We start from the raw sequence: 19,203 nt of genomic DNA, 5'->3' as shown, positions 1-19,203 counted from the left end.
CAACGTGCGAGCCGGTCCATCAGTGGGCGGTCCAGCCGCCGTCCAGCGCCAGCGATGTACCGGTGACGAAGGACGCCTGCGGGCTGCACAGATAGGCCACCGCCTCGGCGACCTCCGCCGGTTCGATGAGCCGCTTGACCGCACTGTCCCGGAGCATGATCTCGGCCAGCACGCGTTCCTCGGGGATGCCGTGCGCCCGGGCCTGGTCGGCGAGCTGCTTCTCGACCAGGGGGGTGCGCACATAGGCGGGGTTCACACAGTTCGAGGTGACTCCATGGGGCGCGCCCTCCAGGGCAGCGGTCTTGGACAGCCCCTCGAGACCGTGTTTCGCGGCCACATACGCCGACTTGAACGCCGAGGCTCGCAGCCCATGGACGGAGGACACATTGACGATGCGGCCCCACCCCTGTCCGTACATGTGCGGCAAGGCTCCGCGGATGAGCCGGAACGGCGCCTCGAGCATCACGGTCAGCACGGTGTGGAAGACGTCGGGCGGGAACTCCTGCAAGGGACGCACCAGTTGCAGGCCCGCGTTGTTGACGAGGACGTCGGTGCCCGCGGCGGCGAGCTCCGCGGCGTCCAGGTCGGTCAGGTCGAGGACGTGCGCCTCGACCGTGCCGGCCAGTCCCTGCGCTTCCTCGCCGAGGGTGTCCAGGCCCGCGGCGTCCCGGTCCACCGCTCGCACCTTGGCTCCGGCGGCGGCGAGCCGCAGCGCGCAGCTGCGGCCGATGCCGCCTGCCGCGCCGGTGACGAGAGCCGTACGGCCGCCGAGGTCGGGCGAGGTCGCGTGGAGGCCCGGGAGAGGGCTGGACACGGTCATGGTGTGACCCTAGGCAGCGCTCAGGCGCCAACCCATGTGGTCACACCACACACTTCCCGCTCAGGACGTGGGCTTGAACCATGTGGGTTCATCGGCCAGCGCCTGCTTGATCCGGAACAGGCTGTGCTCGCTGAGCTTGGGCAACGCGTCCAGCTCGAACCAGCCGACCTGGAGCGACTCGTCGTCATTGACGCGCGCCTCACCGCCGACGGCCCGGCAGCGGAACGTGATGTCCATGAACTGGCAGATGTCGCCGTTGTTGTAGGCCACCTGCTTCCCGGCTTCGACCAAGACGACCCGTTCGACCTCGCAGTGCACGGCCGTCTCCTCGTACACCTCGCGCACGGCGCAGTCCGCGGGCTGCTCGCCCGGATCCGGAATGCCCGAGATCAACGCCCACCGGTGGTTGTCCGAACGCTGTCCCAGCAGCACTCTGCCGCCGCCGTCGAGGACGACGGCGCTCACGCCGGGAAGCCAGAGGAGCTGGTGACCCGCGGAGGCCCGGATCGTGCGGATGAAGTCAGGAGTGGCCATGCACCGACCCTAACGGCCCGGCCTCGTCACGCCCTTGGAACCGGCCTCGTTGCGCCGGTGGACCCGGAAACGCCGTCCTTCCTAGACCGCGCTGCCCCGACGCCCGCGGACCGCCGAGGTGACCGCCCAGCCGAGCCCGCCCGCCGCGCACAGCACCAGGACCATCTCCGGGAGGATTCCGAGGCGCGTGGCAGGCGTCTCGGAGGAGCGCAGCGGCACCTTCTGCACGAGCGAGTCCGCGACGAACATCCCGGTGCGCTGCGTGATCTTCCCGTCCGGCATGATCACGGCGCTGACACCGCTGGTCACCGGCACCGTGACGGTACGGCTGTGCTCCACGGCGCGGACCCGGGACATGGCCAGCTGCTGGTACGTCATCTCGCTGCGGTCGAAGGTCGCGTTGTTGCTCGGCACCGAGATCATCTGCGCGCCGTCGGTGACGGTGTCGCGCACGGCCCAGTCGAAGGCGGCCTCGTAGCACGTGGCCAGACCCACTTTGGTGCCGTCCAGGGTGAACACGCCCGCCTTGGTGCCGCGGCTGAAGTCCTGGCGCACCATCGACGTCCAGTTCTTGTTGATCGCCCCGAGCAGCGAGCGCAGCGGAAGGTACTCGCCGAACGGCTGGACCTGCCGCTTGTCGTACGTGTCGACGGGGCCCTTGGCCGGGTCCCACAGGATCTGCTCGTTGTAGAGCTTGCCGTCGCGCTCCACGACGCCGCCCACGGAGATCGGGGCGCCGATGGCGTTGGCCGCCTCGTCGATCACGGCGCGCGCGTCGGCATTGGCGAACGGGTCGATGTCGGAGGAGTTCTCCGGCCACAGCACGAAGTCGGGCTGTGGGACCTTGCCGGCCTTGACCTCGGCGGCCAGCCGCTCGGTCTCCCGCACGTGGTGGTCGAGCACGGCCCGCCGCTGGGCGTTGAACTCGAGCCCGGCGCGCGGCACATTGCCCTGGATCACCGCGACGGTCGCCGTACCGTCCTCGGCCTTGTCGCTGACCAGAGAGCGCGCGGCGAGCGCCCCCACCACGGGGACCGCCACGCTCAGCAGCGCGACCGCGGCGGCCGTGCGGCGTACGACGGCGCCGCCCCGCCTGTCGAGCACGAGACGCACGACCTCGTACAGCCCGAAGCCGCACAGCACCACCGCGAAGCCGAGCACCGGGGTACCGCCCACCGCGGCGAGCTGAAGGAAGGCGCCGTCGGCCTGGCCGAAGGCGACCTTGCCCCAGGGGAAGCCGCCGAAGGGCACACGCGCGCGTGCGGCCTCGCCCGCCGTCCAGACCGCGGCCGCCCACAGGGGCCACGCGGGGAGCCGGGACACCGCCGCGACGCCCAGGCCGACGAGAGCGATGTACACCGCTTCCACGGCGACGAGTGCCAGCCAGGGGCCGGAGCCGACCTCCACGCCGGTCCACACCAGCAGGGGCAGCAGGAAACCGAGGCCGAAGAGATAGCCGTGCCCGAGGGCCGTCTTCCAGGTCCGGCCGCGCAGGGTCCAGCCGAAGACCGCGAAGGCGGGCAGCGCCAGCCACCACAGGGTGCGGGGCGGGAAACTGACGTAGAGCAGCACGCCGGAGAGCGCCGCCACGGCGGCCGGGACAAGACGCCGCACCCATCTGGCACCGCGGGAGACGGGCAGGGCCTGGGGTTCGAGCTGTTCCGGCTCGTCTACGGAGGTTGCGGTCGCGGTCACGCGGCGAGTCTACGGCGCGTGGTCCGACCCCCGACAGCACGGTCCGTCCGCTCCAGCGGGGCGGCGCCCACCCCTTTGCTGCATCGTTTCTGCGCAACTCATCCACAAATCGACGCATCACCCGTTACGGTGTGCCGAGCCTCTGACGTGCGGCCGGATGCGGCAGCGACGATCAGGGGCTCATGGGCTCATCACAGGTCGGGGGGCGGTCGGGGTGGGTTCCACGGGAACGGCGTCCGCGGCCGATGCGGCGGCCGCGGGTGACAGACGCAGCGTCTCCGACGCCACAGGCATGTTCGTGCTCGGGACATGTGCCGCGTGGGCCCTGATCACCGCGGCCGCGCACGGCGGCCGTCCCGAGGGGCTGCTGCTGGCCGTGCTCGCCGTCGCCGCCGGCTACGCGTCGGGGCGCATCTGCGGAGCGCTGCTGCCGGTCGCGGCCCCCGGCGTGGGCGCGGTCGCCGGACTCGGCCTGGCGCTCGCCGCCCCGCACGCCACCATGGGCCCGCAACTCCTCTCACCGCTCGGGCACACCGGAGCCACCGCCGCACTGCTCACGTTGTCGACAGGCGCCGCGTGCTGCGCGGCCTGGGCGGCGCGACCCTCGGGGCTGCGGCTGGCCCTGTGGCTGCTGGCCGTCGGCACGACCGTCGTCGCGGCGGTCCTGGGCTCGACGACCGGACTGCTCTCGTGCGCCGGGGTGCTCCTGTGCTCGCTCGCCGCCGGCCGGATGCGACGACGCGCCCTGGGGCTTGCGGGGCTCGCGCTCACGGCGGCGCTGCTGACGGGCGCGACCTGGGCGATCGCCGAGGACGTACTGCCGGACGGGCTGACCGTCTCGCTGGAGGGTCAGCTCACCGAGCACCGGATCCTGCTGTGGCGCGACGCACTGGGCATGGTCCGCCAGGACCCCGCACTCGGTGCCGGACCGGGCCGCTTCGGCGAGCTGAGCCGGACCGCCGCGATGTCACTGCCGTCCGACGACAAACCGCACTCCGCCGCGTTCCAGCAGGCGGCCGAGCAGGGCGTGGCCGGCGTCGCCCTGCTGGCGGCCGCGTTCTGCTGGATCCTGTACGCGCTGTGGCGCACTCCGCGTCCGGCCTCGGTCGCGCTGACGGCGGGCGCCGCCCTGACGGCGCTGGCCGCCATCGCGTCGGTCGGCAACGCCCTGAGCTTCACCACGGTGACGGCGGGGGCAGGCCTGCTGGCGGGCGTCGCCACGGCGCGGCCCCTGCTCCACATCAACCACGAGGTGACCACGGACGAGGCACTCCGCGGGCAGTCATGACGGCGCGAGGACGCCACGGACGAGGCACTCCGCAGGGAGCCATCACGCAGGGCGCCCACACACGTAGCGACTCCCCTGGGAGCCATCACACGAGGACGCCACACGTAGCACCTCACCTGGGAGCCATGACGTAGGACGCCAGGGACAACGCAGCTCCCCAGCGAGCCATGACGCGAGGCGGGTTCAACCGGGTGGGACCGGTCAGCGCGGTTGGGCGCTCAGTGTGCGGCGGGCGCGCCCGGACGCAGGCGCTCGCGGATGATCCGTACCGCCGCCTCCGCGTTGTCGACCGTGATCGTGAACGTGTGACCGTCCCCGAGGCGCAGCACCAGGCCCTCGCCGCGCCGGACGATGACGGCGGTGCCCAGCTCGGGCCGCCAGCGATAACCCCAGCCGCCCCAGTGGCGCGGGGTGACCTGGGGGTCGAAGTCGGCGCCGACGACATGGGAGAGCGGGATACGACGGCGGGGCAGGCCGATGTGCCCGCAGCGCACTTCGAGGGAGTCCTTGTCGACCTTGACGGCCACATGCAGGAACGCGAGTGTGCCGAAAAGGATCAGCAGGCCGGCGGCAATGCATCCGACGACGGACATGATGAGCGGGGCGTTGTCGGACGTCCAGGCGGAGTCGACGGCCAGCTCGATACCGAGCGCCAGGCACGCGGCCCCACCGAGGGCGGGCAGCCACTGGACGCGGTTGGTGGCGCGGCCCGTCCAGACCTCGGGGTGGGAGGCGTTCTCGCCGTGGGGGTGGTCCCTCATGCCTATGAGACTACTCAGGTTTCGGAACGCGGGTACCGGGTCGCACAGTGTCACTGCTCCGGGTGGACGGCAGGCGCACCGGGAGACGCGGGCGGTCACGCAGGGTCACCTGGCGGGGCTGACCGCCTGCAGGAGCATGCCTTCCTCGTAGGCCAGCGCGGGTGCGGGCAACCCGGACTCCTGTCCTCCGAGCAGCACCGTGAGGGAGCCGCCGGCCGGTGCCTCCGGAGCCGGGAGTTCACCGATACGGCGCAGCGCCTGGGCGGCCACCGCACCCGCCGACCCATGCAGGACGAGCGGCGGACGGCCCGGCTGCTGCACGGCCTCGCGGATGCGCTCGGCGACCAGCTCGTAATGGGTGCAGCCCAGGACAACGGCCCTTACATCGTCGGGCGTGCGCGCGGCGGCCGCGGCGATCGCGGCGTCGATGGCCGCCTGGTCGGCGTGCTCCACGGCGTCGGCGAGGCCGGGGCAGGGCACCTCGGTGACGGTCGCTCCGTCGGCGAACTCACGGATGAGGCCCCGCTGGTAGGGGCTGCCGGTGGTGGCCGGTGTGGCCCAGATCGCGAAGGGGCCGCCCCCGGCTGCGGCGGGCTTGATGGCGGGAACCGTGCCGATCACCGGCACGCCGGGCTCCAGGCGGGCGCGCAGCGCGGGCAGGGCGTGCACGGAGGCGGTGTTGCAGGCGACGATCAGCGCGTCGGGTCCGTACCGCGCGGCCGCCTCGGCGATGGCGAGAGAGCGTGCTGTCACGTCCTCGGGCGTGCGCGGTCCCCAGGGCACGCTCGCGGGGTCCGAGGAGAGGATGAGATCGGCGTCGGGCCGCAGTCTGCGTACGGCGGCGGTCGCGGCGAGCAGGCCGATTCCGGAGTCCATGAGCGCGATCTTCACCCGGTCACCATAGACGATCGGCCCCTGGGGGCCGCAGGGGTGGGGCAGACTGCGGCGGGTGAGCGCCGTTGTGTGGATCGCTGTCGGATCGCTGGCCGCCTGGCTGTGGCTGCTGCTCGGCCAGGGCTTCTTCTGGCGTACGGACGTGCGGTTGCCGTCGCGCCGGGACCCGGACGACTGGCCGTCCGTCTGCGTGGTCGTACCGGCCCGGGACGAGGCGTCCGTCCTGTCCGAGAGTCTGCCGTCGCTGCTGGCCCAGGACTATCCGGGGCGGGCCGAGGTCTTCCTGGTGGACGACGGCAGTACGGACGGCACGGGTGAACTGGCCCGTGAGCTGGCGCGCCGGCACGGGGGCCTGCCGCTCACGGTCGGCTCCCCCGGTGAGCCGCCCACCGGGTGGACGGGCAAGCTGTGGGCCGTACGGCACGGAATCGGTCTGGCACGCACGCGTGGCCCCGAGTATCTGCTCCTGACGGACGCCGACATCGCGCACGCGCCCGACAGCCTGCGGGAGTTGGTGGCGGCGGCGCGCACCGGTGGCTTCGACCTGGTCTCCCAGATGGCGCGGCTGCGCGTGGAGAGCGTGTGGGAGCGGCTGGTCGTACCCGCCTTTGTCTACTTCTTCGCCCAGCTGTACCCCTTCCGCCGCATCGGTGTGCGGGGGTCGCGGACGGCGGCAGCGGCGGGCGGCTGCGTGCTGCTGCGCGCGGACGCCGCCGAGCGGGCGCTGATCCCGGACGCGATCCGGCACGCCGTCATCGACGACGTGGCCCTCGCGCGGGCGGTCAAGGGCAGTGGGGGTCACATCTGGCTGGGGCTCGCCGAGCGTGTGGACAGCGTGCGTCCGTATCCGCGGCTGCACGACCTGTGGCGCATGGTCTCCCGCAGTGCGTACGCCCAGCTGCGGCACAATCCGCTGCTGCTTCTCGGCACCGTCCTGGGTCTGGCTCTGGTCTATCTGGTGCCGCCCGTCGCCCTCCTGGCGGGCCTGGCCGCGGGCGATGCGGCCCTCGCGACGGCCGGTGGCCTCGCCTGGCTGGTGATGACGGCGACGTATCTGCCGATGCTGCGCTACTACCGCCTGGCGCTGTGGCTCGCTCCGCTGCTGCCGGTCACCGCGTTTCTGTATCTCCTCATGACGGTCGATTCCGCGGTGCAGCACTACAGGGGACGCGGTGCGGCCTGGAAGGGCCGCACCTACGCGCGCCCGGACACCGCGGTCCTCGACGAGCGTTGACCGTTCATTTCCTGCCGGGGGTCCAGTTCATGCCCCAGCCGTAGGCGTAGTCGACGGTGCGCTGCGGGCTGACACCGCGCTCGGGGATCAGATAGCGGGCTTCGCGCTGGACGACGAGGTCGCCGCCGTTGTTCGTGATGAGCGCGAGGGCGCAGACCGTCGAGGGCACCGTGCACTCGTCGAGCGAGAAGTCGATCGGCGCGCCGTTCAACGGCTGGAGGGTGACCGTGGCGTGCAGGTCGGCGAAGGAGCGCGCGCCTTCGTAGATGGTCACGAAGATGAGGATGCGCCGGAAGCTCTGCTTGTGGTCGAGATTCACGGAGAGGTTCTCGCCGCTCGCCGTCGCGCCGGTTCGGTCGTCGCCGTCGAGATGGATGTACGGCGGCTGGTGCAGCGATCCGAAGGCGTTGCCGAGCGCCTGGACCACTCCTTTGCGGCCGTCGGACAGCTCGTACAGGGCGCACAGGTCGAGGTCGAGGTCCGCGTGCATGGCGACGGCCCGGCCGCGCTTGCTGCCCCACCCCGAGAACTGCTTGCGCACCTCCCAGTTGAGGTTCACCCGCATGGCACCGCCGGTGCCGCCCTGCTTGCTCAGCGAGACCGACGGGGACTCCTTGGTGAGCGTGACCTTGGTGAGGCGGACGGGGGCCGGCGGTGCCGCAGGAGGAGCGGGAGGAGCGGGAGGGGCGGGAGGGGGAGCCATCCCGGGCGGCGGCACGGTCACGGGCGGCGCCGCCGGGGGCGGACCGGCGACGCGGGTGCCGGGCCCGGGCGGGGGTCCGGCGGGCGACGCCGTCCGCTGCGGCTCGTCCACCGTGATCCCGTAGTCCGTGGCCAGTCCTGCGAGCCCGCTGCTGTAGCCCTGCCCGACGGCACGGAACTTCCAGGCGCCCTGACGGCGGTAGAACTCCCCGAGGACGAAGGCGGTCTCGACGGTCGCGGCGCTGTCGAAGCGGGCGATCTCGGTGCCCTGCGCGTCGAGCACGCGAATGTACAGCCCCGGTACCTGGCCGAACGTACCGCCGTCGGCGGAGGCGGCCAGCACGATGGTCTCGATCGTGGGCTCCACGCGCGCGAGGTCGGCGATCAGGGTGTCGGTCACCTGGCCGCCGCTGTCCCGCTTGCCCTCGTGGCGCACCGCGCCGGAGGAGTGGGCCGGCTGGTTGTAGAAGACGAAGTCGCCGTCCGAGCGCACCTTGCCGGAGACCAGCAGCAGCGCCGACGCGTCGGCGTCGGGAACGCCAGGCCCGGAACGCCAGCCGACTTCGACGCGCAAGGCGGCAGTCGGCACAGGAACATTCGACCCCTTAGGCATTGACATGTACGCCCCCATAACCGTCTTCGCACCGAGCCATGCCTCGGGCAGCTCCAGTGATCCGCCGGGCACGCCGGATCCCTTTCCGCCAAACCTATTACTCCAGGCCACGAACGCCCATGATCGGGAGCGGAAGATCGGCGGCCAACCGACGGTAACCCGCCAGGAACTCGGCCTTTACACGATCTGAACGCCATCCGGTGCCCTTTTTTGCCGAGTTCGCTCGCATTGGGGATCCCACGTCACTGCCGACACGGAAAACAACCCTCTTATCGGTCTCCCCAACCAGCACATCGTGGGCTTAACTTATGTGCCATGACCTCCCCCCGCTCCACCTATGGCGGCGGTTACTACTCCGCGCCGTCCTTCCCGGACACCCCGATCTACGACTCCCTCGTCGCCGAACGGGGCACCCCTCAGATCGCCCCGATCCGGGTCCCCTCCGCGTACGACACGGGCAGCCATCTGCCCGCCCTGCCGTCGGCTCTCCCCGCGCTGCCGGCCGGACCGTCCCAGCACGCCCCCGTCTACGGCTATCCGCAGGCGCAGCAGCCCGCCCCGCTCCAGCAGGCTCCCGCCGCCTACATCCCGCAGCAGCCGGCGGGCCCCCGTGGCTACCCGGGCCCCCAGGCCCAGCAGCCCCGCCCGATGTCGACCGGAACGGGCTACGAGGCGATGCGCCCCGCCGCTCCGCGTCCCGGCCCGGCTCCTTATCAGGACCCGTACAACAACGGCCAGCAGTACCGCGGCTACTGACGCGTCCTGATCCTGCGGAGCGGAGGCTGTCGGTGCCTGCTGGCACCATTGCCTCATGTCGAACCCAGCGCTGCACGCCATTCATGTCCACCCGGTCAAAGCACTGCGGGCCCTCGCGCCCTGCGAAGCCGTGGTGGAGCCTTGGGGGCTGGCCGGCGACCGGCGCTGGGCAGTGATCGACGAGGCGGGCAAGGTCGTCACCCAACGCCAGTACGCGCGCCTCGCATTGGCCGCCGCCGAGCCGTTGCCCGGCGGCGGCATTCGGCTGTCCGGACCCGGCGCCGACCCGCTGACCGTCGAGGTGCCCGAGCCCGGCCCCACGACCACCGTGAAATGGGCAAGCCACAAGTTCGAGACGGTGCCCGCCGACGCGTCCGCGGGCACGTGGTTCAGCTCGTTCCTCGGCAAAGAGCTCGGCGGTAAGCAGCTGGGCCTCGTCCATCTCGACGCCCCGGCCATCCGGCGCCCCATCGACGACGCGCCGCACTCGTTCCCGGGCGAGACCGTCAGCCTCGCCGACGGGTATCCCCTGCTGCTCACCACGCGCGCGTCACTGGACGCCCTCAATTCCCTGGTCGCACAAGGCGATCATGCCGACGAGGGTCCGCTGCCCATGAATCGCTTCCGGCCGAATGTCGTCCTCGACGGCACGGCCGCCTGGGACGAGGACGACTGGGCGCGCATCGCGATCGGCGAAGTCACCTTCCGGGTCGCCAAGATGTGCGGGCGCTGCGTCGTGACGACCACGGACCAGGGCACCGCCGAGCGCGGCAAGGAACCGCTGCGCACCCTCGCCCGCCACCGCCGCTTCGGCGACCAGCTCGTCTTCGGGCAGAACCTGGTCCCGGAGTCCGTGGGCACGGTCAGGATCGGCGATCCGGTCAAGATCCTGGAATAGTTGCGCCAAATTCTGGTCGCCATGGCAAAGATCCGCGTCCGAGGCGTGTGTACGGGGAACCCGGTTAGCGAGTACGGCCGTTCACACGGCGTGAGCAGTTTCCGCGCCGGAACGAAAGATCGTCGGGTGATTTCCCTCTCTCTTCTCCCGGCTCACGCGTGGACGGCTGCCGGCCGGGTTATCACGGAGGCGGAAGGGGGTGCGGACGGTGCGAGCTATCGGCGGACTCTGGCGCTGGCGACACAATCCACTGCGCCGGACGACGGATCTGGTCGAGGCCTGGATGGCGCTGGCCGCCATCGTGCTGATCCTTGTTGCCGTCCCCCTGGTGGGCGTCGTCGTGGGCAGCGCCGCGCACAGCGCACTGCAGGAGTCCGTGCGTGATCAGCTCCACGCCGGCCACGAGGTGACGGCCACCGTGATCAGAAAACTGGACCGCTCCCCCCTCGACCCCGACCCGGAGACCTCTTCGGCCCGCGACACGCACCATCGCGTCCTGGCGAACTGGACCGCGCCGGACGGCACCGCGCAGCGCGGCTCGGTCCTGGCCGGCCTCAAGAACCCGCATCCCGGCGACCACTTCGCCCTCTGGACCGACCGGCACGGCCGTATGCTCAACCGCCCGCTGGACGCCGCCACCGCGACAACGCACGCCGTGCTGGCCGGACTCGGCGCGGCCGCCGCGGCCGTGGGACTCGTGGAGGGCGCCAGGCGGCTCGTCGTCTGGCGCATGGTCCGCCGCCGGTACGCCCGTTGGGACCAGGCGTGGGAGAAGGCCGGTCCGGACTGGGGCAGGACCGGCACCGGCAGCTGACGGCCTTTCCGCTCCGGTCAACCCGCCGCCCCCGCGCACGCTACGGTGGACCGGCCGAACTGTTCGGCACCTTCGTGAGAGGTCGTCCTCGGTCTTCGGCAAGATCGGTCCTCGACAAGATCGGATCCCCGTCCGCGAGGTCGGATCTGCGAGATGATGCGGTCGACCACTCAGGACCCGCGTACGACTAGGTGGGGGCACAGCAGCGCCATGGCACAGGGCACGGTCCAGGTGACGCACACCGGCACGTCGCGGTGGCGGCGCCGTACAGGTGAGTACGCATCGCTCGCCGCCGCTCTGGAGGCCGCGGGCGAAGGCGACGTCCTCACGGTCGCCCCCGGCACCTACCGGGAGAACCTCGTCGTCCAGCGGGCAGTGACGCTGCGCGGCCCGGAGGGCTCGCCCGGCTCGGTGCGCATCGCGCCGATCGACGGGGTGCCGCTCACCGTCTGCGCCTCGGCGGTGGTCCAGGACCTGCACGTGGAGGGCCAGGACGCGGCCGCCCCCGCAGTGCTCGTCGAGGAGGGCACACCGGAACTGCTGGACCTGCGGATCGTCACGCGGTCCGCGGCCGGGATCGAAGTGCGCGGCGGCGCCCGCCCGACGGTCCGGCGGTGCACGGTCGACAATCCCGCCGGCGTCGGCATCGCCGTACTCGACGGCGGCGGTGGGGTGTTCGAGGAGTGCGAGGTCGTCGCGGCCGGCCAGTCGGGAGTCGTCGTACGCGGGGGTGCCCATCCGCGCCTTGAGCGCTGCCGGGTGCACCATGCCTCGGGCGCGGGCCTGTCGGCGACCGGGGAGAACTCGTCCCTGGAGGCGGTCGGTTGCGAGGTGTACGAGGTCAAGGGCTCGGGCGTACAGGTCACCGGGCGGGCCACGGCGCATCTCACCGACTGCGATGTGCACCGGACGACCGCGGACGGCATCACGCTCGACACGGACGCCGTCCTCACCCTCGCCGACTGCCGCATCCACGACATCCCCGAGAACGCGGTCGACCTCCGTTCGCGCTCGGTGCTCACGCTGACGCGCACCACGGTGCGCCAGTTCGGCCGCAACGGCCTGTCCGTGTGGGACCCGGGCACGCGCGTGGACGCCAATCAGTGCGAGATCTTCGACAGTACGGGCGACTATCCCGCGGTGTGGGTCAGCGACGGCGCCACCGTCGTCCTCGACTCGTGCCGGGTGCACGACGTGCCGGACGCCCTCTTCGTCCTCGACCGCGGCTCCCGGGCGGACGTCGTCGACAGCGACCTGTCGCAGGTGCGCAACACGGCCGTGTCGGTCAGCGACGGCGCCACCGCGCAGCTCGACGACTGCCGGATCCGGGACGCGGCGACGGGCGTCTGGTTCCGCGACCACGGCAGCGGCGGCACCCTGTCCGGCTGCACCGTGGACGGCACCCAGACCGGCGTGATCGTCACCAAGGGCGCGGACCCCACCCTCGAGCGCTGCACGGTGGACTCACCCGCGGAGGCGGGCTTCTACGTGTCCGCCGGTGGCCGGGGCAGCTTCCACAACTGCCGGGTCACGGGCAGCGGTGGCTACGGGTTCCATGTGATCGACGGCTGCCGTACGACGCTGAAGAAGTGCCGCACGGAGCGGTGCGCGCGGGGTGGGTACGAGTTCGCGGAGGGTGGCCCGGGCACGTCGGGCGGAGGCCCGTTGGTCGAGGACTGCACGAGCGACGAGAGTGCGGGCCTGCGGTCCCCGGCGCACGAGACGGCCGTGGAAACCGCGGGCCGGCCCGGTCTTCTCGGTGCCATCCCGGGCCAGCGCACCACCGAGCAGCAGCCGCTCGCCGCACCGGCCGAGGGCCCGGAGCAGCCCGCCCGCCCGTCGAAGGCCGTCCTCGGTGAACTCGACACGCTGGTGGGCCTGGAGAGCGTCAAGCGCGAGGTCCGCGCGCTCACCGACATGATCGAAGTGGGCCGCCGCCGGCAGGAGGCGGGCCTCAAGGCGGCCTCCGCCCGGCGCCATCTGGTCTTCACCGGCTCCCCGGGCACCGGCAAGACGACCGTCGCCCGGCTGTACGGCGAGATCCTGGCCTCGCTCGGCGTGCTGGAGAAGGGCCACCTCGTCGAGGTCTCGCGCGTGGACCTGGTGGGCGAGCACATCGGCTCCACCGCGATCCGCACCCAGGAGGCCTTCGACCGGGCGCGCGGCGGTGTGCTGTTCATCGACGAGGCGTACGCGCTGTCGCCGGAGGACTCGGGACGCGACTTCGGGCGCGAGGCGATCGACACGCTGGTGAAGCTGATGGAGGATCACCGCGAGGCCGTCGTAGTGATCGTCGCGGGCTATACGGCCGAGATGGAGCGGTTCCTTTCGGTCAACCCGGGTGTGGCGTCCCGTTTCTCACGGACCATCACCTTCAGCGATTACGACCCCGATGAACTGCTGCGGATCGTGGAACAGCAGGCCGAGGAGCACGAGTACCGGCTGGCGCCGGGCGCGCCCGAGGCACTGCTGAAGTACTTCACGGCGATCCCGAAGGGACCGGCGTTCGGCAACGGCCGCACGGCACGGCAGACCTTCGAGGCGATGGTGGAGCGGCACGCCGGGCGGGTCGCCCAGCTCGACGAGCCGAGCAAGGACGATCTGACCCTGCTCTACCCGGAGGACCTGCCCGAGCCGTCCTGAGGGTCATCGGCCTGCCCCGCGTGCGGGGGCGCTGCGGCCTCCCGCCCCCGCGGTGCCGGCACCTCCGGTCTGAGCCGCGCGAGCAGCCACTCCCGCTCCTGCGCGAACGCCGGATCCGCCTGGTAGTCGCTGTGTCCGAGGATCGGCGCGGGCAGCGGGTGCTGCTCGGTGCGGCCGTAGGCGAGCGGGTCCTTCAGGGGCGCGCGGTCGACCTGGGGGCCACAGTCCCCGGGCAGCCGCATCGGGCCGCCGATGGGGTCCGTGCGGCGGTACAGATTGCGCCAGCAGGCGACCTCGCGGTGCAGGGAGGTGAGGGCGGCGGGACCGAAGTGGGCCGGGAACCACCGCCCGTACAGGCGCTCCAGCGGCGAGCCGTAGGTGAGCAGGGCGACGCGCTTGCGGACCGAGGGCTTCAGCTGCCAGGCCGCCGCGGCCGCGAGCACACTGCCCTGGGAGTGCCCGGAGATGACGAGCCGGCCGCCGGTGGCGCGGGTCCAGGTCGCCATGCGCCAGGTGAGGTCGGGGACGGCCCGCTCGGCGTAGCACGGGGGCGCGAAGGGGTGGGCGGCGCGGGGCCAGAACGTGCCGACGTCCCAGAGGATGCCGATGGTGCGCCGCGCGGCGGCGTCCTTGTAAGCACGGCGGCCCCAGGTGACGAACAGTATGAAGCCGAGTCCGATCAGCCAGGACCCGAGCGCCTGCGCGGTCTGGGCGGCGCCCTCGACGAAGGCGTACGAGCCCTCCGCGGCCTCCCCCGGTGCCTTGTCGGTGGTCGCGGCGCCCACCAGGGCCATCGCGCCGAGGAACAGCGTCGCCGCGGACGTGATGCCCACGATCCGGGGCGCTCGGTCGGTCAGGGAGGCACGCGCGCGGGTGCCCGCGATACGGCGGGAGCGTGCCGTGTCCTTGGGCTCGCCCCGGTAGTCGAACTCGACCGATTCCATCTCGGCGCGCCGCAGCCGCCGGGTGCGCCAGGCCAGCCGGCCGACCAGGACGAGGACGACGAGCAGCACGGGCGGGATGACGGACGCCTGCCAGGTCAGCAGCACCGGCGGACTCACCAGCGCGTCCCTGGTGCCGTCCAGCCAGTCGGCGACGCGCTGGGCCACGCCTCCGGACATCACGCCGCCCAGCGCGCAGGCCAGCATCGCGACGGCGGGTCCGGCCAGACCGCGCATCGCGGTACGGGTGTCGGGGTGCGTGCGGTACAGGGCGTGGGCGACCACGGTGAGGGCGATGACGAGCAGGCCCTGGACGAGAGCGAGGGCGCCGAACGTCGTGTCGCCCGGCAGCCGCCCCGTCGACTGCCAGCCGGCCCGCGACCACCCCGCGTACACCATCGTGAGGACGAGCAGGAGGATCGAGCCGACGGGCAGCCGGCGGATGAGGTGCTCGTCCAGCTGCCGGTCGAGGCGGTGCTCGCTGCGGCCCCTCCGGCAGACCACCCAGACCACGACGAGGGCGCCGGCCACCAGAGTCACCTCCAGAAGCCGTCCCAGGAGGTCCAGCAGGTCGGACCCGCCGGGCCGCCGGTCGTAGCGGGCCGCCGAGGTGCCGACCGCCGCCGCGACGGTCAGGAACCCCGCCGCGGTGTGCGCGGCGCGCAGCCGGGCCACCAGCCGGCGCCCGTACCAGAACCCGGGCCGCCCGAGACCGGTGCGCCCGGTCTCCTCGTCGGGCTCGGCGCGGCGGGACATGGGCTGCTGGGACTCGTACGCGCTCCAGGTGCGGTGGGACAGGTACCAGAGCAGGCCCGTGACGGCGGCCGGTACCAGGCCCGCGAGGGCAAGGCGGCGGCCCGGCAGGCTCCACCACCCGTCGTCGGAGACGGCCGGCGAGAGGAAACCGAGCCAGGAGTGGTCCTCGGCGCACCCGCGCGTGCCCGCGCACTGCCAGGCGGTCAGGTCGAGAGCCACCTCGCAGGCGGCGGCGACCAGGAGCACGGTCAGTGTGAGGCCGGTGAGCCGCACCAGCAGCCCGTACAGCCTTACCGTCCGCTTCCGGCCGCGTGCCATGGGGCGCATCCAGTGGGCGAGGTTGACCACCATGAACGGCAGCAGCAACAGCCACAGAGCCCGGGCGCTGTTGCCGGAGGTGAGGTTGCACCAGACGTAGGCCTCGCGGACGGGCTGAGCCTGATGGCCGGCGGGGTGTGCGTCGGCATCGGCGTCGTCGATGCGGCGGTAGACGGCCGCTGTCTCGTCGCCGGTGATCCGCACCGTGCGCGGGTCGTCGAGCATGTCCTGGGGTGTGGTGCCGCCGACGCCGTGGACCAGGAGTTCGAGGGCGGTCTCGGCCACCGCGGGCCGCGGTAAGGAGCCGGCGTGCTCCCCCGTCGGGGTCTGGAGGGAGTCGCCGCGCTCCCCTGACGACGCATGTTCCCGTGGACGCTCCACTGTTCTGCACATCCCCCGTGCTACGCGCTGGCGTGTGTCATGTGCAGGCTCAGGATCTCCGCTCGGGAGGCGGCTCACACCTGTGGCCACGGAATCTCCCCCATACGTGTGACATCAACCGATGCGGCCTGTGTGCGGGCAGTGGCGCAGCTGTCGCACGGCCGTGCAAGGATGGGTCGTCCTGCGGACCTCCGAGGGGGAGAATGTCCTTGTGGGAGCGGGTTCGGACGGCGGGTCGGACGTGCTGAGGCGAAAGGAACCGGAGCGGACGTGAGCGAGAATCAGAACCTCCTCGCGGAGCAGCGGCGCGCCCTGATCCTCGATGAGGTGCGGCGCCGCGGCGGGGTCCGGGTCAACGAACTGACCCGGAAGCTCGGCGTCTCCGACATGACGGTCCGCCGCGACCTCGACGCCCTCTCCCGGCAGGGCGTGGTCGAGAAGGTGCACGGCGGCGCGGTCCCGGTGGTCGAGGCGAGTACGCACGAGCCGGGCTTCGAGGCCAAGTCGGGGCTTGAGCTGTCCGCCAAGGAGGACATCGCGCGGGCCGCGGCCGAGCTGGTCGCGCCGGGCACGGCGATCGCGCTCTCCGGCGGTACGACGACGTACGCGCTCGCTCATCAGCTGCTCGACGTGCCGGACCTGACCGTGGTCACCAACTCGGTGCGGGTCGCCGACGTATTCCACTCCGCGCAGCGCGTCGCGGGCCAGCGCCAGGGCGCGGCCACGGTGGTCCTGACGGGCGGGGTGCGCACCCCCTCCGACTCGCTGGTGGGTCCGGTGGCCGACCAGGCGATCGCGGCGCTCCACTTCGACGTGCTGTTCCTCGGTGTGCACGGAATATCGGTCGAGGCGGGTCTGTCGACGCCGAACCTGGCGGAGGCCGAGACCAACCGGCGTCTTGTGCAGTCCGCGCGGCGAGTCATCGTGGTCGCCGACCACACCAAGTGGGGCACGGTCGGCCTGAGTTCGTTCGCCGCACTGGATCAGGTCGACACGCTGGTCACCGACGCCGGGCTGCCCACCGAGGCGCGTACGGAGATCTCGGAGCATCTGACGCGCCTGGTGGTGGCGGGCGAGCCCGCGGACGCTACAGACATCTGACGGACCGCCAGCTATGGTGACGCTGCCCGCGCCGCCCGACGGCGCGGTGCGGCACCGGTCACCGTTCGGTTCCGCCCGGGATCCGTCCCGCAAGGGGGTTTCGTCCATGGCACGCCGTCTGCGCCCAGTCGGACTCGACTTCGCCGAGACCGCTCCGCTGCGCCTGGTGTTCGCACGCGAGATGGCCGCACCTCCCGAGGCCGTGTTCCGCGCGCTGGCGGAGGACGTGCCCGGCTGGACGGAGTGGTTCTCGGCGGTCAGATTCGCCCGGCCCACCGCGGACGGCACGGGGCGCGAGATCCGGCTCAAGGGCGGCACGCGCTTCCAGGAGACCGTCCTCGCGGCCGACGCACCCGAGGTGTACGCGTACCGGGTCGACGTGACGAACGCTCCCGGGGCGCACGCGCTCCTGGAGGAGTGGCGGCTGACGCCCGACGGCACGGGCACGCGCGTGCAGTGGACCTTCGCCGCCGACGGGGGCGCGCCCTTCCGGCTCGCCCTGACCCTGGGACGGGCGGGGCTCGGCCGGGCCTTCCGCGGCGCGGTCACGGCCCTGGACCGGCGCCTGGCGGCGACGCACGCCTGAACCGGGTTCTCCAACCCGGTACGCGGTCAGGTGGCCGGCCGCGTCATTTCACTCCGGCCAGACGCCGGTCCGCAGCAGTGACTCGATCGCCGCCGTGTAGGGCGCGATGTCCAGGCCCTGCTCGGCCAGCCACGCGTCCGAGTAGTACTTGTCGAGATAGCGGTCCCCGGGGTCGCACAGCAGCGTCACCACGCTCCCCGTCCGCCCCTCCGCCACCATCTCGGCCACGATCTTCAGCGCGCTCCACAGGCCGGTGCCGGTCGAACCGCCCGCCTTGCGGCCGATCCCCCGCTCCAGGGCCCGTACGGCGGCCACGCTGGCGGCGTCCGGGACCTTCATCATCCGGTCGATGGCACCGGGCACGAAGCTGGGCTCCATGCGCGGGCGGCCGATGCCCTCGATGCGCGAGCCGCAGTCGGTCGTGACGGCCGGATCGCCGGTCGTCCATCCCTCGAAGAAGCACGAGTTCTCCGGGTCGGCGACACAGATGCGGGTGTCGTGCTGCATGTAGTGCACGTACCGCGCGATGGTCGCCGAGGTGCCGCCGGTGCCGGCCGTGGCGACCACCCACACCGGCTCGGGGAAGCGCTCCAACTCCAGCTGGCGGAAGATGGATTCGGCGATGTTGTTGTTTCCGCGCCAGTCCGTGGCCCGCTCGGCGTAGGTGAACTGGTCCATGTAGTGGCCGCCGGTCTCCACCGCGAGGGCGGCGGACTCCTCGTACATCCTGCGGGGGTCGTCCACGAAATGACATCGGCCGCCGTGGAACTCGATCAGCCGGCACTTCTCGGCGCTTGTCGTACGCGGCATGACCGCGATGAACGGCACGCCGATGAGCTTCGCGAAGTAGGCCTCGGAGACGGCCGTCGAGCCGCTGGACGCCTCGATGACGGGGCGACCGGGCCGGATCCAGCCGTTGCAGAGACCGTAGAGGAACAGGGAACGGGCCAGCCGGTGCTTGAGGCTGCCGGTCGGGTGCGTCGACTCGTCCTTCAGGTACAGGTCGATGCCCCACTGTTCGGGCAGCGGGAAGCGCAAGAGATGTGTGTCGGCCGAACGGTTGGCGTCGGCCTGGACCTTGCGTACCGCTTCTTTGAGCCAGCTGCGGTAGTCCGCGTCGGTGTGGTCGACGTCGAGTGTCTGGCCGGTTCGGGTCTCTTGGGGCGTGCTCACGGCGGGGCTCCTCACACATCGCGCCGACGCCGGTTCGCAGGGTCGGACACCTCGATCATAAGCACCTTCCGCACGCTTCTCACCTGCATAAACACTCCTTTGAGCAGCCCAAAGGCACCCCTGGGGGAGAGCTCGGGCGGCCCTGGGGGCGCATCCCGGCGAGTGCTCCCGCCGCCCCCGGGAGCTATCTCATGCGCACTGGTGCTCGACGCCGGGTGCGGGCAGACTGCACCGCACGGGCAGGGGTCCGAAGTGGGGATGTTTCACTGGATCGCGGCCCCTGCGGGACCATGAC

16 protein-coding genes are annotated in these 19,203 nt (G+C 72.0%); 8 read left to right on the top strand and 8 right to left on the bottom strand.

What is annotated here, in order from left to right; translation table 11 throughout:
* Positions 1 to 19: 19 nt before the first annotated feature.
* The 3 genes from ACFVYF_RS13925 to lnt all read right to left on the bottom strand — a co-directional run bounded on the left by ACFVYF_RS13925 (position 20) and on the right by lnt (position 3,049).
* Positions 20 to 820 carry a 3-hydroxybutyrate dehydrogenase gene (locus tag ACFVYF_RS13925; RefSeq protein WP_389455416.1) on the bottom strand — a complete coding sequence of 267 codons (801 nt, stop codon included), beginning with the start codon at positions 818 to 820 and terminating at the stop codon, positions 20 to 22.
* Positions 821 to 880: 60 nt separating this feature from the next.
* Positions 881 to 1,354, bottom strand: coding sequence for an NUDIX domain-containing protein (locus ACFVYF_RS13920; RefSeq protein WP_389455415.1), 474 nt, complete (start codon positions 1,352 to 1,354; stop codon positions 881 to 883).
* Between the two features lie 81 nt (positions 1,355 to 1,435).
* Entirely contained in the window at positions 1,436 to 3,049 is a 1,614-nt protein-coding gene (lnt, locus tag ACFVYF_RS13915; RefSeq protein ID WP_389455414.1) for an apolipoprotein N-acyltransferase, read from the bottom strand.
* A 292-nt stretch (positions 3,050 to 3,341) separates the two neighbouring features.
* Between lnt and ACFVYF_RS13910 the strand changes: the two genes are divergently transcribed.
* Complete coding sequence (locus ACFVYF_RS13910) at positions 3,342 to 4,337, top strand: O-antigen ligase family protein (protein WP_389455489.1); 996 nt, start codon at positions 3,342 to 3,344, stop codon at positions 4,335 to 4,337.
* A 218-nt stretch (positions 4,338 to 4,555) separates the two neighbouring features.
* On the opposite strand, the gene ACFVYF_RS13905 is transcribed toward ACFVYF_RS13910, so the two are convergent.
* Both ACFVYF_RS13905 and ACFVYF_RS13900 read right to left on the bottom strand, forming a co-directional pair.
* Positions 4,556 to 5,098 carry a hypothetical protein gene (locus ACFVYF_RS13905; RefSeq protein WP_389455413.1) on the bottom strand — a complete coding sequence of 181 codons (543 nt, stop codon included), beginning with the start codon at positions 5,096 to 5,098 and terminating at the stop codon, positions 4,556 to 4,558.
* Positions 5,099 to 5,203: 105 nt separating this feature from the next.
* Positions 5,204 to 5,989: a glutamate racemase gene (locus ACFVYF_RS13900; protein WP_389455412.1), complete on the bottom strand. Its 786-nt coding sequence runs from the start codon at positions 5,987 to 5,989 to the stop codon at positions 5,204 to 5,206.
* Between the two features lie 58 nt (positions 5,990 to 6,047).
* On the opposite strand from ACFVYF_RS13900, the gene ACFVYF_RS13895 reads away from it, so the two are divergent.
* The gene (locus ACFVYF_RS13895) at positions 6,048 to 7,226 is read left to right on the top strand and encodes a glycosyltransferase (RefSeq protein ID WP_389455411.1); all 1,179 of its coding nucleotides are present in this window, start codon (positions 6,048 to 6,050) and stop codon (positions 7,224 to 7,226) included.
* A 4-nt stretch (positions 7,227 to 7,230) separates the two neighbouring features.
* Here ACFVYF_RS13895 and ACFVYF_RS13890 read toward each other — a convergent pair whose 3' ends face one another.
* A complete protein-coding gene (locus ACFVYF_RS13890) occupies positions 7,231 to 8,541 on the bottom strand; it encodes a TerD family protein (RefSeq protein WP_389455488.1) in 1,311 nt (436 codons plus the stop codon).
* 315 nt (positions 8,542 to 8,856) lie between these two features.
* Here ACFVYF_RS13890 and ACFVYF_RS13885 point away from each other — a divergent pair, with 315 nt between their 5' ends.
* The 4 genes from ACFVYF_RS13885 to ACFVYF_RS13870 all read left to right on the top strand — a co-directional run bounded on the left by ACFVYF_RS13885 (position 8,857) and on the right by ACFVYF_RS13870 (position 13,652).
* Positions 8,857 to 9,297, top strand: coding sequence for a DUF6643 family protein (locus ACFVYF_RS13885; RefSeq protein WP_389455410.1), 441 nt, complete (start codon positions 8,857 to 8,859; stop codon positions 9,295 to 9,297).
* A 55-nt stretch (positions 9,298 to 9,352) separates the two neighbouring features.
* On the top strand, positions 9,353 to 10,195 hold the full coding sequence (locus ACFVYF_RS13880; protein ID WP_389455409.1) for an MOSC domain-containing protein: 843 nt from the start codon (positions 9,353 to 9,355) through the stop codon (positions 10,193 to 10,195).
* Positions 10,196 to 10,403: 208 nt separating this feature from the next.
* A complete protein-coding gene (locus ACFVYF_RS13875; protein ID WP_389455408.1) occupies positions 10,404 to 11,009 on the top strand; it encodes a hypothetical protein in 606 nt (201 codons plus the stop codon).
* Between the two features lie 210 nt (positions 11,010 to 11,219).
* The gene (locus ACFVYF_RS13870) at positions 11,220 to 13,652 is read left to right on the top strand and encodes a right-handed parallel beta-helix repeat-containing protein (RefSeq protein WP_389455406.1); all 2,433 of its coding nucleotides are present in this window, start codon (positions 11,220 to 11,222) and stop codon (positions 13,650 to 13,652) included.
* Here the strand turns inward: ACFVYF_RS13870 and ACFVYF_RS13865 are convergent.
* Positions 13,622 to 15,892, bottom strand: coding sequence for a hypothetical protein (locus ACFVYF_RS13865; protein WP_389455487.1), 2,271 nt, complete (start codon positions 15,890 to 15,892; stop codon positions 13,622 to 13,624). The two genes, ACFVYF_RS13870 and ACFVYF_RS13865, sit on opposite strands and share 31 nt — an antisense overlap.
* 426 nt (positions 15,893 to 16,318) lie before the next feature.
* On the opposite strand from ACFVYF_RS13865, the gene ACFVYF_RS13860 reads away from it, so the two are divergent.
* Both ACFVYF_RS13860 and ACFVYF_RS13855 read left to right on the top strand, forming a co-directional pair.
* The gene (locus ACFVYF_RS13860; RefSeq protein ID WP_389455404.1) at positions 16,319 to 17,149 is read left to right on the top strand and encodes a DeoR/GlpR family DNA-binding transcription regulator; all 831 of its coding nucleotides are present in this window, start codon (positions 16,319 to 16,321) and stop codon (positions 17,147 to 17,149) included.
* A 106-nt stretch (positions 17,150 to 17,255) separates the two neighbouring features.
* Positions 17,256 to 17,735, top strand: coding sequence for an SRPBCC family protein (locus ACFVYF_RS13855; protein WP_389455402.1), 480 nt, complete (start codon positions 17,256 to 17,258; stop codon positions 17,733 to 17,735).
* 48 nt (positions 17,736 to 17,783) lie between these two features.
* On the opposite strand, the gene ACFVYF_RS13850 is transcribed toward ACFVYF_RS13855, so the two are convergent.
* The gene (locus tag ACFVYF_RS13850) at positions 17,784 to 18,908 is read right to left on the bottom strand and encodes a PLP-dependent cysteine synthase family protein (protein WP_389455400.1); all 1,125 of its coding nucleotides are present in this window, start codon (positions 18,906 to 18,908) and stop codon (positions 17,784 to 17,786) included.
* Positions 18,909 to 19,203: the final 295 nt, after the last annotated feature.

Origin of the sequence: Streptomyces sp. NPDC058274, assembly GCF_042881375.1 — a bacterium.
Lineage (GTDB): Bacteria > Actinomycetota > Actinomycetes > Streptomycetales > Streptomycetaceae > Streptomyces.
The sequence above is the reverse complement of the archived record's forward strand: the minus strand, read 5'-3'. Positions and strand labels throughout refer to the sequence as shown.

Excerpts from the sequence above, each read along its gene's own strand:
- ACFVYF_RS13920 (WP_389455415.1), bottom strand. The coding sequence starts at position 1,354 with ATGGCCACTCCTGACTTCATCCGCACGATCCGGGCCTCCGCGGGTCAC.
- ACFVYF_RS13910 (WP_389455489.1), top strand. The coding sequence starts at position 3,342 with ATGTTCGTGCTCGGGACATGTGCCGCGTGGGCCCTGATCACCGCGGCC.
- ACFVYF_RS13890 (WP_389455488.1), bottom strand. The coding sequence starts at position 8,541 with ATGCCTAAGGGGTCGAATGTTCCTGTGCCGACTGCCGCCTTGCGCGTC.
- ACFVYF_RS13925 (WP_389455416.1), bottom strand. The coding sequence starts at position 820 with ATGACCGTGTCCAGCCCTCTCCCGGGCCTCCACGCGACCTCGCCCGAC.
- ACFVYF_RS13870 (WP_389455406.1), top strand. The coding sequence starts at position 11,220 with ATGGCACAGGGCACGGTCCAGGTGACGCACACCGGCACGTCGCGGTGG.
- ACFVYF_RS13880 (WP_389455409.1), top strand. The coding sequence starts at position 9,353 with ATGTCGAACCCAGCGCTGCACGCCATTCATGTCCACCCGGTCAAAGCA.
- ACFVYF_RS13865 (WP_389455487.1), bottom strand. The coding sequence starts at position 15,892 with ATGCTCGACGACCCGCGCACGGTGCGGATCACCGGCGACGAGACAGCG.
- ACFVYF_RS13905 (WP_389455413.1), bottom strand. The coding sequence starts at position 5,098 with ATGAGGGACCACCCCCACGGCGAGAACGCCTCCCACCCCGAGGTCTGG.
- ACFVYF_RS13885 (WP_389455410.1), top strand. The coding sequence starts at position 8,857 with ATGACCTCCCCCCGCTCCACCTATGGCGGCGGTTACTACTCCGCGCCG.
- ACFVYF_RS13855 (WP_389455402.1), top strand. The coding sequence starts at position 17,256 with ATGGCACGCCGTCTGCGCCCAGTCGGACTCGACTTCGCCGAGACCGCT.